Annotated in this window: 15 protein-coding genes; 11 read left to right on the top strand and 4 right to left on the bottom strand. The window is 37.4% G+C overall.

Annotation, left to right across the window (positions count from 1 at the left end; all coding sequences use genetic code 11):
- Positions 1-136 precede the first annotated feature (136 nt).
- Both TR08_RS18100 and TR08_RS33265 read left to right on the top strand, forming a co-directional pair.
- Positions 137-1,333: a M14 family zinc carboxypeptidase gene (locus tag TR08_RS18100; RefSeq protein ID WP_193747783.1), complete on the top strand. Its 1,197-nt coding sequence runs from the start codon at positions 137-139 to the stop codon at positions 1,331-1,333.
- 19 nt (positions 1,334-1,352) lie between these two features.
- The gene (locus TR08_RS33265) at positions 1,353-1,745 is read left to right on the top strand and encodes a GMC oxidoreductase (RefSeq protein WP_274521026.1); all 393 of its coding nucleotides are present in this window, start codon (positions 1,353-1,355) and stop codon (positions 1,743-1,745) included.
- A gap of 198 nt (positions 1,746-1,943) precedes the next feature.
- Here the strand turns inward: TR08_RS33265 and TR08_RS18110 are convergent, their stop codons facing one another.
- Entirely contained in the window at positions 1,944-3,392 is a 1,449-nt protein-coding gene (locus tag TR08_RS18110) for a L,D-transpeptidase family protein (RefSeq protein WP_045520560.1), read from the bottom strand.
- A gap of 478 nt (positions 3,393-3,870) precedes the next feature.
- Here TR08_RS18110 and TR08_RS18115 point away from each other — a divergent pair, with 478 nt between their 5' ends.
- The 5 genes from TR08_RS18115 to TR08_RS33270 all read left to right on the top strand — a co-directional run bounded on the left by TR08_RS18115 (position 3,871) and on the right by TR08_RS33270 (position 8,359).
- Positions 3,871-4,962 (top strand): low temperature requirement protein A, encoded by a 1,092-nt coding sequence (locus TR08_RS18115; RefSeq protein ID WP_045520567.1) that lies wholly within the window; start codon positions 3,871-3,873, stop codon positions 4,960-4,962.
- 296 nt (positions 4,963-5,258) lie between these two features.
- A complete protein-coding gene (locus TR08_RS18120) occupies positions 5,259-6,743 on the top strand; it encodes an FAD-binding oxidoreductase (protein WP_152597456.1) in 1,485 nt (494 codons plus the stop codon).
- Between the two features lie 14 nt (positions 6,744-6,757).
- Positions 6,758-7,285, top strand: coding sequence for a hypothetical protein (locus tag TR08_RS18125; protein WP_045520569.1), 528 nt, complete (start codon positions 6,758-6,760; stop codon positions 7,283-7,285).
- A gap of 371 nt (positions 7,286-7,656) precedes the next feature.
- A complete protein-coding gene (locus TR08_RS18130) occupies positions 7,657-8,052 on the top strand; it encodes a DnaB-like helicase C-terminal domain-containing protein (protein ID WP_045520570.1) in 396 nt (131 codons plus the stop codon).
- A 100-nt stretch (positions 8,053-8,152) separates the two neighbouring features.
- A complete protein-coding gene (locus TR08_RS33270; protein WP_045520571.1) occupies positions 8,153-8,359 on the top strand; it encodes a hypothetical protein in 207 nt (68 codons plus the stop codon).
- Positions 8,360-9,403: 1,044 nt separating this feature from the next.
- Here TR08_RS33270 and TR08_RS18140 read toward each other — a convergent pair.
- From TR08_RS18140 to TR08_RS18150, 3 genes are read right to left on the bottom strand one after another with little or no spacing between them, the layout of a single operon-like run.
- Positions 9,404-9,850 carry a hypothetical protein gene (locus tag TR08_RS18140; RefSeq protein ID WP_045520572.1) on the bottom strand — a complete coding sequence of 149 codons (447 nt, stop codon included), beginning with the start codon at positions 9,848-9,850 and terminating at the stop codon, positions 9,404-9,406.
- 41 nt (positions 9,851-9,891) lie between these two features.
- Complete coding sequence (locus TR08_RS18145; protein WP_045520574.1) at positions 9,892-10,227, bottom strand: S-Ena type endospore appendage; 336 nt, start codon at positions 10,225-10,227, stop codon at positions 9,892-9,894.
- 45 nt (positions 10,228-10,272) lie between these two features.
- Complete coding sequence (locus TR08_RS18150) at positions 10,273-10,638, bottom strand: S-Ena type endospore appendage (protein WP_045520575.1); 366 nt, start codon at positions 10,636-10,638, stop codon at positions 10,273-10,275.
- A 753-nt stretch (positions 10,639-11,391) separates the two neighbouring features.
- Between TR08_RS18150 and TR08_RS18155 the strand changes: the two genes are divergently transcribed.
- The 4 genes from TR08_RS18155 to TR08_RS18170 all read left to right on the top strand — a co-directional run bounded on the left by TR08_RS18155 (position 11,392) and on the right by TR08_RS18170 (position 14,877).
- Positions 11,392-11,577, top strand: coding sequence for a hypothetical protein (locus tag TR08_RS18155; RefSeq protein ID WP_045520577.1), 186 nt, complete (start codon positions 11,392-11,394; stop codon positions 11,575-11,577).
- Between the two features lie 311 nt (positions 11,578-11,888).
- A complete protein-coding gene (locus tag TR08_RS18160) occupies positions 11,889-13,466 on the top strand; it encodes a spore germination protein (protein ID WP_045520578.1) in 1,578 nt (525 codons plus the stop codon).
- A complete protein-coding gene (locus TR08_RS18165; protein ID WP_045520579.1) occupies positions 13,466-14,659 on the top strand; it encodes a Ger(x)C family spore germination protein in 1,194 nt (397 codons plus the stop codon). Before TR08_RS18160 ends, TR08_RS18165 begins: the two co-directional genes overlap by 1 nt.
- A complete protein-coding gene (locus TR08_RS18170; RefSeq protein ID WP_045520580.1) occupies positions 14,656-14,877 on the top strand; it encodes a hypothetical protein in 222 nt (73 codons plus the stop codon). Before TR08_RS18165 ends, TR08_RS18170 begins: the two co-directional genes overlap by 4 nt.
- Positions 14,878-14,906: the final 29 nt, after the last annotated feature.

The raw sequence follows: 14,906 nt of genomic DNA on the forward strand, positions 1-14,906 counted from the left end.
AAATATAGGTAATAATTCCCGCCTCCTTTTTCAGCTTCTTAGTCTGATCTATTCATTTCCAAAAAAACGAGAGGAAACGGCGAAAAATTGTAGAATTCTCTCATTGCATTTACATAAAAAAGTGGGGGGAATTAGAATGAAAAAGGTTTGGAAAGTGTTAAGTTCAACGGCTTTGGCTGCATCTTTATTTGCAGTGCCGACAGTGGGTTCAGCTGATCCAGGGCCAAGTCCGCAGCAGGGGGAAAATCTATCGATTGAAGGCTTCATCAACTATGAGGAGCTCGGTAAGAAGCTAGAGCAGATTCAAAAATCGAGTCAAGGAAAAGTAAGTGTTGAAACAGCTGGGTATACGAATCAAGGTCGTGGAATTTATAAGGTGTCGGTTGGCCACGGCGAAAAGGTTGTGCTGATCCAGAGTGAAATTCATGGAAATGAGAAAACGGGTACGGTTGCGCTCTTAAACATTCTGCAAAATCTTGGATCCAGTAATTCTCCAGAAGCGAAAAAAATCTTAGACGAGCTTACAATTGTTTTCATTCCGATGATGAACGTGGATGGTTCTGAGCTGAGCCGCCGTGCGAATGATATGGATTGGGCGGAGGTAGTTGCTAAATTTCCTCAGCTTGCAAATGCCAAGCCTGCATGGAACTATTATTCCTATCCAGGAAGCTGGAATTATGATAAGAACCCTGGCTTTGACGTAAACCGTGATTTCAACCCAGATCTAAACTATGTTCCGAAGGCAGAGGATTTCCCGGGAGCATCCAATAAACATGGCTGGTATATTACGCCTGAAGCACAAACGGTAAGAGATGTGTACAAGGACTTGAAGGGACAATTCGGAAAGGTGGATGTATTCGTGGATCTCCACCACCAAGGATTCCCTTATGTAGAGGGAACTGATGATCGGGTGACAATGTCAATATCAGGAAAGTTCGTCACCAATCCAAACAGTCCTGGCGGTGAAAAATATGCTGCATACGCGGATAACTTCAATTACGACTTCTCACGCCAATTGAATTTAGCAGTCTATAATGCCTTACAAGCAAAGGGAAATTCGCTCTTTACAAATATTTCATTATATGATCAAACTATTGACCTGCCTGGCACTGCTCTAGGATCATTTGCATTAAATGGAAGTGGAACAGTCCTTTTTGAAGTAAGCGGCCAAACGCAAAACTTCGGGCAAAAGCAGAGAGGCCAGCTTGTAAAAACGGTTGAAACAGGTCTTATGGGCATTATTAACGGTGTGGCAGATGGATCTGTCAATCAATTAAATCCTGAAGATTATGAAGACATACCATTAAGTGTAAGGACTCCAGGTGGATTGTAAAACTGAGAACAGAGTGTAGATTGATCCGTCTGCAAAGAATGAATTCGGTGTACCATTACAACAAGTTCAATATTCTTTTAGTGATAGAGACCGTCAAACAGCTAACTTAGTTGCGCAAGGAAATAGTCAATCTGCAGATGCTATGGAAGTGACTCTTGATGAGTCTACTTTAGTTCTAAGACCGCCTGGCGCAGTTATGCATGAATCTTCCACATGCAGAATGGAGGATGACCCCGCAACTTCAGCGACAAATCGTCACGGTCAAATACATGGTGTTCAAGGTTTGTATGTAGCGGATAATAGTGTTCTTCCTACCCTGACAGCAGCTGGAGGTAAAAATGACCGTACAGTAGAGTACGGCCGAAAGGAAAAAGCAATTCTATTTTACTACTATAACAGCAGAGGAGTCTGATTTTTTTACGGGTAGGAGTTTATCGGAAACAACAAACAAAATGATAGCTCCACCTGCTATCATGAGACCGAGGTATGAAATAGAAGGGGAGGGGTAACCTTTTCACCTCATTATCTGTTATCCATGATGAGTGTGTGTGTGATATGGTAAAAAAAGAAGCAGAAATCCATTGATTTCTGTTTCTTTTTATGTTGGATATTAATAAATCACAACCGGATCGTATTGGCTGAGATTATTATAAATGGATGCCATCACACTGGGAGGGACGTTGACACAGCCGGCAGAACCTGATGATTGATAGGCATTACTTGCCCAATTTGTCCGCCAGCCGGCATCGTGGAACCCTTGGCCATCATTCGTAAACGGAGCCCAGTAATTTACCGGCTGTTCATAACTTCCTTTCCCAACTGCAGTGCCCCGAAGGATGGATGGCGATTTTTTATATAGGATGTACCAAACACCTGGATGTGTATCTTCTCCTGTACTTCGTTTACCTGTCACTACATTCGTTGTGACGGCCAATTTTCCATCTTTATAAATCCAAATCCGCTGTTCTGCAATCGATACTTCCGCATACGTGTCGCCAATGCCATTATTTGTAGTTCTTTCATATCCGATTTGCTCATAGTCCCAACCATTTCCATAAAGATTGGAAGCATCTATCGAGGTTTCTCCTTTTTCAAACGCTTCCTGAACACGTCCCGCTTCATTTTCAACTTTTAATGCCCAGCCAAAGCCTTTTCCTTTAACCGATATGACCGAACCTGAATGGGTTTTGAAGGTGAAATCTTTATTTAAAGTAGATTGGGTATTGTTAATTTCAGCAATCTTATTTTGTATAGAATTTGCTTCGATCGTAACCTGTAAGTCTTTTGACAAAGAGGCATTTTGAATCAGCTCGCTGGCTTTTAAAGAATATACTTTATCTTGTACTTTATAATCCACCGTTTGTTGAAGGAATTCCTGGAGTTTTTTCTCTTGATTTTTTACAACCGGACTGTCCTCTCTATTTGGCTGTATGTATACAGGATTCAAATGGATTTCGCTGCTATATATCTGTTTCCGATAATCCTCTAATAGACTATCGACATCATATTGTTCTCCATCCACGCTAGGGGAGAAGGCAATTTTTCCTTGTTCCAAACGGGCCTGTGCATCCTGGGGCTCTTTTAAACTCTTATTCATGGTAATTAGTTTTTCTTCTACCAGCTTTTGCAACGTTTGGTTTCGATATTGATCCATATCTTCCGCAATCAAAGAATATTTTTTCTCCTTTGAGGATGGAAAAAACGTCCACTGGCTTTTCAATAATTTCTTAACACGAGGCAGATCTTTATCTGTAAATCCCATTCGTGAATCTTTTTCATCTAAAAGTTGTTGTTCCCCGACAAAGACGGAATTTTTTAATTGGGATGCTTTTAATTTTTTTAATGCTTGTTCAGCACTCAACCCGCCGACTTTAACATTATTAATCATCACATGTGAATTAAATTGAGTTGCCTGAAAATAGCTAATGGCCCCAATAATAAGTACAATTGCAATGAAAATACTAATGGCAATAAATTTTGGATTTGACAGCAGTTTGAATGAGTTCCCGTATTTTTTATCCATTTCCTCCATTCTTGCATTTGCTGTGCTCATAAACATCCCCCTCCGGATTGGTAACCCATCAATCCATGTCTTTCAACATTAAAACTGATGCATTGCCACCTGAATTTTTGAATTTAATTGTCTATTTTTTTACAAATTTATTTTACTAAATTTTGGAGTGGAAAATTGTAAAAATTTGTATAAGAATAAAATATTTAATATGCTTTTGTCCTATATTCATGCTCACTTAAGAAAATTTAATAAAAGGTTCATATGCGCCTAGCCCGTTGTTCTTTTTGTCCCATTAGCACTTGCCATACAATCTTCTCTTATCGCCAACATTTTCTTGCTTCATTTTTTCGTCGATCATTCCTTACTTCCATTAGCCACTATACTTGTTATTGTTTATGGGTATATGTTGTTCTATTATAGAAATAACTTCTTAAGTATCTTTGAGAAAAAACCTTCACGTTAAATAAGAGTAATCAACTAATGTCCAAAGTGAAACAATTCATGAATAGGGAGGAAAACAGAAGTGCAAGAAAAGAAAGTTACATGGTTAGAGCTTTTTTATGATTTATTATTCGTGGCGTCTGTTTCGGTTGCTACCCATGTTTTACTTCATGTTGAAGACGGATATATACATGCAGAGTATTTAATAAAGTTTGGGTTGATTTTTATTCCAATCTGGTGGGCTTGGGTAGGGCAAACCATGTTTGTGAACAGGTTTGGACAAGATTTGTTTCATCAACGGCTATTTTTGATCCTACAAATGTTCTTTGTCCTAGTCATGACATCAAGCTTATCGGTTGATTTTGATACATATTATCTTTCTTTTTTAATTGGTTATATCGGATTGAGAGCCATAACGGCAATCCAATATCTTGTTGTCCGGCGCTTAGAAACGGGTTTTCGTAAAGAGGCAGCACAATATTTGGGAAGGTATTTTTGGATAGGAATCATTATTTCATTATGTTCACTGTTTTTTGATACTTGGGTCCGATATGTTTTATTATATTTTGGTATTTTTATTGATATTATGGTCCCAGTGTTTGGCAGAAGGTATTTAGTAAAAGTGCCCACTAATACGGCACATTTACTGGAGCGATTTGGTCTATTCACTATTATTCTATTTGGTGAGTCTCTTATCAGCACCCTTGCGGTCATTCAACCTACACAAGGAGATTGGAATTCAATCGGATTTGCGGTTATTTCCTTTATCCTAATCATAGCGATGTGGTGGCAGTATTTTGATAATGTAGAAAAGAAAGTAGACAAGTCGATCCAAACTGCAGGCCAGACCATTATATACGGTCATTTGTTTATTTTAATGTCGTTGAGCATGATCGCAGCATCCATTAGACTATTGTTATTACATGAGGTCCACTATTTATTTATCCAATATTTCGTTTATGGCTCTGTATTACTTTATTTCTTCTCCACTACTTTTGTTTTCCATCAATATAGACATCAGCACCACAGATTGAAAATATATCATTTAGGATTATTTTTAGGGATCTTAGCTTTCTTTTTTATTATTAATCTGATTTTTTCAGTACCAAATATTATAGTCATAGGGGAAATAACCTTGTTTTTTATCGTTTATGCTAAATTAACTACAACTTAACTAAGGCTTTATTTTAGTGATACTCAAGCGGTGTAAGAGGGTGAGGATATTCGTTGCTCCTTAATAAACAAGCCGTCACAATTTGGTGTATTAAAGGCATAAAGATCAGATTCTTAGAAGTCCTCAGTCCTCTTGGTGAATTGAGGGCTTTTTTTATTCTCTTACGAACCTGAATTGCCTACGGTTACTATAAAGGTGGGGAGAAACTTGGCTATTTTTTAAAAAAAATTTGTATTGCATAGAATGGAAATACCCTGTTATATTTAGTGTAATATTACACTATTGGGGTTGATTTGTTGAAGCCATCACTAATAAATAACAATAAACAGGTAATACATAAAAATCCATGGTTTCTTGGATTTGTAGTATGTATTTTTGTTGTCTTCGTGTCATTAAATATCCCTATCGAAAAAAGAAAATATGGCCTCTCACAGAGCAATTTGACAACAGATTATGCAGGTCTGCTTCCAGAACGGATCGAAAGAATCGTAAAAGTAGGAGATCGGACCGAATTACAAAAAATGGTGAAGGAAGCGAATGAAAAGGGCCATCATATTTCCATAGCTGGACTGCAGCATTCCCAAGGCGGACATACCTATTACAAGGATAGCGTAGTATTGGATATGAAGACATTCAATAAAGTCCTGGAAATAGATAAACAGCATAAAACAATAAAAGTAGAAAGTGGAGCTACGTGGGAAGATGTTCAGGAAGCGATTCAACCATATGGGCTAGCTTTAAAAGTCACACAGTCACAATCGATTTTCACCATAGGAGGATCACTCTCTGTTAATGCTCATGGGCGGGATATTCGCTCTGGCCCAATGGCTGGAACAGTCAGGGGAATGACCATCTTGACTCCGACAGGGGAGATTAAAACAGTAACTCGGAATGACTCTGAGGAATGGATGAAGTATGTGTTTGGCGGCTATGGCTTATTCGGTGTCATTTTAGATGTCACTTTAGAATTAACGGAAAATGACGTTTACATAATCCATACAGAAGAACTTAAAACAAATGAGTATGAAGCCTATTTTGAAAAACTGTTAAGAAATGATGATGCATCTATGCATTATGCAAGAGTAAGTGTTGCTCCGAATTCCTTTTTGAACGAAATGTATGTAATAGATTACTTAAATACGGGAAAAAAGGATCATCAAACGCCGCTTAAAAAAGAGCGCGGTGCCCGGATTGGTAAACTGGCACTGGATATAGGCCGGCAAGGCGGGGTGTTAGAGGATCTTTTCTGGGAAAATCAAAAGCTGCTGATTAAGTCACTCGACGGAGACAAAATTACTCGAAATAACGCAATGCGTGGGAATTCTGTATTTATGGAATTTACTAAACCTGGTCGGGTAGAAGTTCTGCAAGAGTTCTTCATCCCAGTGGAGCAGTATGAAGAATATATTAGTGATTTAAAAAGATTTCTCCCAGCTAATGATAACAATGATGATTTTAAAATTCATAATATTACTGTTCGTTATGCTGCAAAGGACGACTACACTTATTTGAATTATGCCAAAGAAGATATGTTTGGACTCGTCATTTTAATCCAACATGGCTTAAAAGAAAAAGAGATTAATAATGCGAAAGCAATTATTCAAGGATGGACGGATTTGACACTCAAGCACGGTGGGGTATATTACCTCCCGTATTATCCTTATCAAACAAAAGAACAATTTAGAAAGAGTTATCCAAAGTGGGAGAAGTTTCATGAAGAAAAATTAAAAAGAGATCCAAAAGTTGTTTTTCAAAACATCTTTTATGAATATTATTTTTAATAAAGGAGCCTCGGATGAAGAGTTTGAGTGAACGCTATGTCCCTTTGGTTGTATCGGTCGGTCAGGTTGTCATTTTTCCATACTATATCCTTTGGTTAAAAGAAGCCTCACTGACATTTACCTTATTTACCTGGTTTTTTGCCTCTTTTTCTTTTAGTGCTGCCATGGGATATCGTCTTTTCCAAGCTGGAAAAAAGCCTGCCAATTCGTATATCCCTTATATTTACCTGGGGGTGGGTTGTGTTTATATACTAGTAGGGAATATAAGAAGTTCATTTGAAGTTCTTCCTTATATGGCTCTATTATTTCAGGTTATTTTGGGATTCTTACAAGGTTACCATCACGCGTGGCATATCGAGCAGAATGCCTATCGTTTACACGCCATTAATCACTATCTCCTAGTTGGGGTGATTATGGTTGGGCTTTCCTTTGTAAAAATAATCTCCCCGATCATCTTCATTACTACCTTTGGGGCTATTTTATTCATTTGCGGGATAGGGTTAATATTCATGAAAAAAGAGGACAGAGCTGTTTCAAATTGAGGTACTACGAAAATCAAATCTGATATTATTTAGAATTTGCAGTTTGCGTTGCTAGGTTACATTTCATAATAGACCCAAAATTTTAATATAGAAGACTTCTTAAATAATACCTCCTTCCAGTTTATGAATGGAAGGAGGTATTATTTTAGCCAATTTAAATCATTCACAAATGTTGTTTTATCAATGTTTGTTAATGGTTTTTATTTTGGTAAAAGAGTACATCATATCATTTATAACTAAACAGGTAAGTGATAGGTAACAGGGAATTATTTTGTCATGAAATCTTAACATTTTTACAAAAAACCATATGACTGTTTTCTTCTTTTAAATCTATATAGAAAATGAAAGGAATTTAATTAGAAGAAGGGACAGTGGTTGAAGATGGCAAAATATCGAATGGTGAATTAGATAAAATTAATCAATTAAAGATGAATGATCACAAGTCCTTACAGCAGGCGTTGTCAGATATCTATGAGGCATCATGGGAGGATCAAATAACACTGAGAAGTGCAACAACGGGCATTAAAAAGCTCGACGAAGTGACGGGAGGCTTTCAGGATGGAGAAGTGACGATCTTTGCAGCAAGACCAACGATGGGAAAAACTGACGTGATGCTTCATTTTGCAAAAATATCAGGTTGGGCAGGTTTCCTGCCACTCGTCTTTTCCCTAGAAATGCCTGTAAAGCTTATAACCTCCCGATTAATGGCTTCGACAGGGGGCTTTAACCGTGCAAAAATGCGGGGTCCGAAAAGAATGCTAAATTGAGGATCAAGAAGAAAAGGGTCTTATCCTTGCATAACCTTCCATAAGTCCTTTAAAGGACTAAAATCCAGGACGAATAAATCTAATAGCGAGGTGTTATTGCATGTTTGTGAAAGATGTTTACCTGGATTGCTTACGTTTTGAAGATTCTTCATTGGACCATTACATCCACCATTTACTTGCAGTGAAGAAAATTAAATTAGATGACGACATATCCAAAATAGACTTAGAACAAGCAGACCATCAGAAAGTAAAGGAATTGGTTCAAATCAATGTATTAGGTTTTCAAAAGTTGGCATCTACTCATTGAAGATGAACCAGAAGGTTTTTGTCTTTATCTTTGCAGTCAGCAAGCAAGAAGCAATCCTATTCTATACCAAAACATTTCATCATATCCCATAGAACTGTCACGTATATTCGCTAGATTTCGAGCTCGCTAGAAGAAATGATGTGAATTCGTTTCGGGACATGAGAAAGGAATTCAGGAGTTTTCCAGCAATAGAGGGGTATTTTAAGAGGGTTGGATGAAAGTGGAAGAGATGGAACAAACCCATATCTAGTTTAAAGACGCCGAAGACTAAATTATCCTAGGGAAGGTGAATACAGAACTGGCTCGACCCCGACCACCGGTATCTGATTCTTACGAAAAAAACGAGAATGTTCTTCATATCAAGTTTATAAGATTTCCTGCTACGGTGAGGCTCTTTTTTTGTTGTCCTAAAAACCGTCAACGAATTAGTTCTAATATTACGCACCTGTTAATACACAGTGGAGGTATGAGAGACGATGGCCAGGAGCAAGAACGCGTTGGATGAACGGAAAATCCGGATTATGATTATTACTATTCATATAAAAAAACAGAGTGGTCCACTCTGTTTTTTACATGGTATCTCGTGTAAGTTCCTGGAGCTCATCTGTAAATAACAACTTACAAAGTTTAACGCTAAGCTTAATAGATTTATTAGTATCTAATTCCGCTGCGGATTCAGGACCTAATAGCGTAATCCCATCTACATTAGACTTTAATAATACTATTCAATCTAATTAATTATGAGCAGGAATGAGAAAATTTAAATTAGAAGATTTTAAAATAAGAGTCTGAGGTAATTGTAGTAGGTGGATCAAGAGCAAATTCTTGTGAAAAGATTACCAAATAGGATAGTTTTGCCCCTTTACAGCCCAAATGCAACAAGGAGACTGACATGATCATGCTTGTATACAAAATGTTTTTTCATTCAGTTAAATACAGAGAAAATCTATTTAATACGATAAAAAGAATGGGTTGATTTTTTACGGATAACAATGAATACATTGAGTATTAAAATTAAATGATAAATTATTTGTACATGTGTATTCATTTTTCTTTAAGAATTGTCACTGAATAACTCGAGAATACTTTTTGTACGTCTGCTTGTGCAACTCCGAAGAAAAATCCAAAATCTCCTAAAAGTGTACTGTCAACACTTGACTTTACAAAAACGGTGTAAACCAATTGTTGATTTGATAAAACAATAATACTTGAGTCAGTTGCCTGAACATTAATTACTTCTGGATTTTCGAGTTCAAATTCTTGCGAATGAACAACAGCATCAGTTGGGCTTGTCCCTCTAACGATTAAAACAGTGACATTTGTTACCTTTTGAACTGGGGGATCAATCATAAGCACCGCAGCTAAGTGTACTTTTTGATATCGAGCATTTGATACCTGAAATGTAAGGTCTGCAAAGAATTGATAATCGCCCTGTAAGAAAGATGGTTTAACGACGTCTTTGGAAATCTCTCTTAATTGAATAGTTGGCATTTTTTTCTTCATCCTTTCAATTTTATTTGGAGTGTATTGAACTAAACCAAAACGCGTTTGTACAAAGTAATACAATACCTTCCAATTGTTCCTGCATCACCAAAAAGAATGAAAAAGGAACTAGGAAAATTGTTTGCAGAGATAGAAGTTGAGTCTCCATCGTTAACAGCTGGAGAAAATACAAAGCCGTTTTGTGTGAATACAGCAATTTGTGCTATACCAGTTGTAACAGAAATTTCAAATGTCCCTTGGAAATAATCATCAACTGGACCAGCCCAATATAAATTATTTCTTGCGTCGAAAATTCCACAAATTTCTTCAGTTATGATTTGGGCTTGAGGACAGCAACAGCAATTTCCATTTCCTGAATTACACATATCATTTCTCTCCTTTTCAAAATTATGAATTGACTAAATATAATTTTAAACCAAAACACGCTTATAAAGAGTAATACACCATTTTCCTATGTCACTATCGTCTATTCCATTGATAGTAAATGAAGTAGGGTTACGAACTGCGCCGGCAATTGATTCGCCAGATAAAGTTAAAGGAAAAGGTACATCAACACCCGAAGTGGTTATATTACCAGTCACTCCATTACCTTGTTGAAGAGTAATTTGAAAGGTCCCTTCAAAATAATCATTATCTACTGCAGGTGCTCGCCAAACTGTAAGGCTAGTTACTGAAAATAATAATGGTGCTTGAAAAGTCCCACAAATTTTCTCAACTCTAATTTGGGCTGGAGGACAGCAACAGCAACCTCCACCAGTTCCATGTGAACCACACATTAAACATCTCTCCTTTCATTGTCTCAAGCATATATGCTTGACTCTATTATTTAATGCTAGTTTAGAAGTTTTTGCTTATTACAAATGCGGAGATAGAAATAATATTTATTTGATAACAATATAACTATTAAATAGAAATTTGTCTGGTGCGAAATTAGTAAAAACCCTCCTAAAACCATGCGTAGCATTGATTATTGGAGACAAAAAGGATAATCATTTTATACAATTAATTAGTATCTTTGGAAAATTATTATGGCATGGGACTTGTCTAATTTACTGAATCTCAAAATGGTTACAGAACACAGGACTAAATACTTTTTCAACCCTGAACACCGGTATCTTTAGATTAAATTGAGCCCGATTTAATAAAGGTAGAATCCTCCTAAATGTTGCTACATCAACGTTTGTGAGGATTTTTTTGTTTTTGGAAAATGATTGTGATTGTGATCTATCGTGTTATTTTGTTGCTTCAAAAACGCATGAGGAGGCATTTGTCCTCTAGACTGTTCCTGAACTACATTTGAGAAAAGAGCCTTTATAAAAAACTCCTATCTTTCCTTTCAAGGTGAGGTAGGAGTTTTTTTAATTTGGCATCATTCAATATTACTGTAAACAAATGACAGAAATATAAGGGACTCTTTCATAGGAGTTCTTGAGGTGAGACTATTACCCAAGTCTAAAGGCAACACTTTTTTAACATTATGGTGTATTATAATGATGAAAGCGCATACATTTTTGAGTGGAGGTGATACAATGTATATTTATGGTAATGATTTTATCAAATATTTAAACGATGACAGAAATAGACCATTAACGTATGACCAATGGAAACATAAAAACAGTCAACAGGATTCTGTTAAACGAATTACATCCGAAAGAGGCGAAACAATCAGATATACTAATGGATATTTTTCTCCAGGCGTTATGAATAAAAATTAATAGTTTAGTTGAATGATATGGGGAGCACCGGTGATGATTGGCAAATTCATGGAAGTAATACAAAGTAAGAAGAAAAAGAATTCAGAACATGATAGTTTCGTAACTTTAAATTTAATAGGACATTAAAGACACCGTTAAATGGATGAACAGCGGTGTTTTTTTATGTTCTAAAATGATAATTTTTATGAATAAAAAGTACTACTCCTAGTCATCTTACAATTTCTGTAAGGATTTATTTACTTTGAATATATTAGCATTATTTTTACAGAATTTACAAAGAATATGTTTAACACATATCAAGGGGTTCAGTGATGAAATATATGGGGTTTAGGAAAAAAGGGGAGGATACTCCACATATACAATTAAATGAATCGATGAATTCATTTCCGGAAATTCCTCTAAATCGAAGATTATATAAAAATATAGACATACTGAAATCTGCCTATAAAGATTGCTCAGACGTGGTATTTCGTGACTTTAGTATTGGCAGCGAGATCAATGCTGTTCTTCTTTACATAGAAGGCCTGTCAAATATCGAAGAAGTCGACCAGCACGTGCTTAGGCCGCTTATCCAGCTGAAAAGCCCGGAAAACGGTCCTATATTTGAGCGAGCGAAAAAGGAAATATCGGTATCAGATATTAAGGAAATCTACACGATTCCTGATATTTTCAAACAGATTTCCATTGGCAACCCAATCATTTTAATTGAAAAACAAACAAAGGGAATTTCGGTTGGCCTGCCGAAGTGGGAAAAACGCAGTATTAAGGAACCTGACGCGGAATCCGTCATTCGCGGCCCCAGGGAAGGTTTTATTGAAACAATACGAGTTAACACCTCCCTATTACGCAGGAAAATTCGTCATCCATTATTAAAAATGAAACAAATAAATATTGGGGGCTACACCGAAACGCAAGTTATCGTGGCGTATATCGAAGGATTAGCCGATAACGCTTTAGTCGATGAGGTTACTCATCGACTAAAGCGAATTAAGATTGATGGAATTTTAGAAAGCGGATATATTGAGGAAATGATTCAAGATTGCCCATTTTCTCCTTTCCCGCAGCTATTAAACACAGAACGTCCGGATGTCGCCGCGTCCTGTTTATTAGAAGGTCGTATTATTATTTTGATTGACGGCACTCCTATTACCCTTATTGCTCCCTGTACGTTTGCAAGTTTATTACAGGCACCTGAAGATTACTATAATCCATTTTACATCAGTACGTTTATCCGTTGGCTGCGCTATATATTCTTTTTCATCGCTTTGCTTGCACCCTCAGCGTACGTGGCGATTTTAACGTTTCATCAAGAAATGCTTCCAACCTCACTGCTTTTAACCATCGCTGAAAATCGTGAACAAATCCCCTTTCCAGCTTTGGTTGAGGCGTTTATGATGGAAATCACTTTTGAGGCCCTGCGAGAAGCAGGTGTGAGATTACCGAAACAAGTTGGAGCTGCTGTTAGTATTGTCGGTGCGCTTGTCATCGGACAAGCAGCGACTGCGGCGGGTTTGGTTTCACCACCGATGGTTATGGTGGTCGCCATTACAGGTATCGCCTCATTTCTAATGCCAAGATATGCGACTGGCATCTCGATTCGACTACTCCGTTTTCCGATCATGATTTTATCCGGAATGTTGGGACTATTGGGCGTCATGCTTGGAATTACCACAATTGTTGCGCACCTGTGTACGATTAAATCCTTTGGTGTACCCTATCTCAATTCGGCAGCAATACTAAAGCTTAGTAATTTAAAGGATGTCTTGGTTCGTGCCCCGTGGTGGGCCATGGATACACGTCCAGAATTTTATTCAAAAGATACTACTAACCTAAGACGTGAAGCCGAGAATCAAAGGCCCAGTCCAAGCAAAGGTGATGGTGGAAGTTGATGTGTAAGATTCGAGCTATAAAGAGGACTTTCACTTTATTCCTTCTGATTTGCCTAACCTCGATAGTCCTTACAGGATGTTGGGATCGAACCGAAATAAATGACTTAGCTCTTATTCTCGCTGCAGGTATGGATAAAGGGAAGAAAAATAATATCGAACTCTCAGTCCTTATCTTTATTCCGCACCCCCAGCAAAGTGGACAAGGATCTGAGATGTCAGGTGGAAAAAGCAGCGGCCAATCCTTTGTGAGATCAGCTGAAGGAGAAACCGTTGCAGATGCGATGGCACGGCTTCAGGAAGCACTCACAAGGAAGGTTTTTTGGGGGCAAAATGAAGTGCTCCTTATTGGAGATAAATTAGCCAAGAAAGGAATAAGCGAACAAATTGATTTTTGGATGCGGCACTCGGAACCTCGGATACGTGCCGATGTTTTTGTTTCGAAAGGAAATGCAAAGACTGTTTTGAAGACCATGCCGGAATTGGAAAAAGACGCCTCAAAACAACTACGTAAAATAGTCAAAACACATATTGGGGTAAAAGTAACGGTGAAGGATTTATTGCAAATGCTATCCAGTGAATCCAATGCAGCCGTACTGCCATGGGTTGAAAACCTATCCCCATCACAAATGGATAGTAAAAAGGCCATTCCAACCATTAACGGAGCAGCGATTTTTAAGGATGGAAAAATGGTAGGAAGATTAAGTGATAAAGAAACAAGGGGAATTCTTTGGCCAAGAAATGAGATTAAATCCGGTGTGTTTACGATTTCTTTTAAAGATGAAACAGGGTACATTTCCTTAAATCTGTTAAGGAGCCATAATGAATTGATTCCATCCATTAGAAACGGCAAATGGAGCATGCACATCAAAACGAACGCAGAGCTAGAAGTCATTCAAAATACGACAAAATTCAACTTATTCGATCCAAACGTCATAAAAAAAGCTGAGCAAAAGGTTGAGTATGAAATTGATCAAAGGGAACGGTTCGTTTTTACGGAAGTACAGAGAAAGTTAAAAGCTGATATTTTCGGCTTTGCGGATGAATTCGAGAAAAATTATCCACAAATATGGAAACAAAAAAGAGACCAATGGAATGAAATTTTTCCGGAGGTAGCCGTTTCTTTTGAAACGAAGGTAAATATCCAAAGAACCGGTTTAGCAGATGGAAAACCTAAACGAGGTGCCGAGCGATGAAGGTTGTTGGAATCTTAGTGGTAACTGTTATACTCGTGTTTATTTTTTTGATCCAGCGGCGGGGGTTGGCGAGAAGTGAAAAAAGGGTAAAGAGGGCATTTTTTTCGATAATGATGGTTAATTGGGTCTTTGCTGTTTTACTTGTGATTTTTCCAGAAATGCCGGGCCCTGGGCAAATGATTGATTTCATCTATAAGTCATTTGAGCCGTTTTGGTAAAGAAACTCCTGTTAGTAAAGGAAGGAACA

It is taken from the genome of Neobacillus niacini (assembly GCF_000759675.1).
GTDB lineage: Bacteria > Bacillota > Bacilli > Bacillales > Cytobacillaceae > Neobacillus > Neobacillus niacini_A.

What these genes read in the sequence shown, in the direction of transcription:
- TR08_RS18145 (WP_045520574.1), bottom strand. Translation starts at nt 10,227, where the DNA reads ATGTGTAATTCAGGAAATGGAAATTGCTGTTGCTGTCCTCAAGCCCAA.
- TR08_RS18140 (WP_045520572.1), bottom strand. Translation starts at nt 9,850, where the DNA reads ATGCCAACTATTCAATTAAGAGAGATTTCCAAAGACGTCGTTAAACCA.
- TR08_RS18125 (WP_045520569.1), top strand. Translation starts at nt 6,758, where the DNA reads ATGAAGAGTTTGAGTGAACGCTATGTCCCTTTGGTTGTATCGGTCGGT.
- TR08_RS18170 (WP_045520580.1), top strand. Translation starts at nt 14,656, where the DNA reads ATGAAGGTTGTTGGAATCTTAGTGGTAACTGTTATACTCGTGTTTATT.
- TR08_RS18160 (WP_045520578.1), top strand. Translation starts at nt 11,889, where the DNA reads ATGAAATATATGGGGTTTAGGAAAAAAGGGGAGGATACTCCACATATA.
- TR08_RS18110 (WP_045520560.1), bottom strand. Translation starts at nt 3,392, where the DNA reads ATGTTTATGAGCACAGCAAATGCAAGAATGGAGGAAATGGATAAAAAA.
- TR08_RS33270 (WP_045520571.1), top strand. Translation starts at nt 8,153, where the DNA reads ATGTTTGTGAAAGATGTTTACCTGGATTGCTTACGTTTTGAAGATTCT.
- TR08_RS18100 (WP_193747783.1), top strand. Translation starts at nt 137, where the DNA reads ATGAAAAAGGTTTGGAAAGTGTTAAGTTCAACGGCTTTGGCTGCATCT.
- TR08_RS18165 (WP_045520579.1), top strand. Translation starts at nt 13,466, where the DNA reads ATGTGTAAGATTCGAGCTATAAAGAGGACTTTCACTTTATTCCTTCTG.
- TR08_RS18150 (WP_045520575.1), bottom strand. Translation starts at nt 10,638, where the DNA reads ATGTGTGGTTCACATGGAACTGGTGGAGGTTGCTGTTGCTGTCCTCCA.
- TR08_RS18155 (WP_045520577.1), top strand. Translation starts at nt 11,392, where the DNA reads ATGTATATTTATGGTAATGATTTTATCAAATATTTAAACGATGACAGA.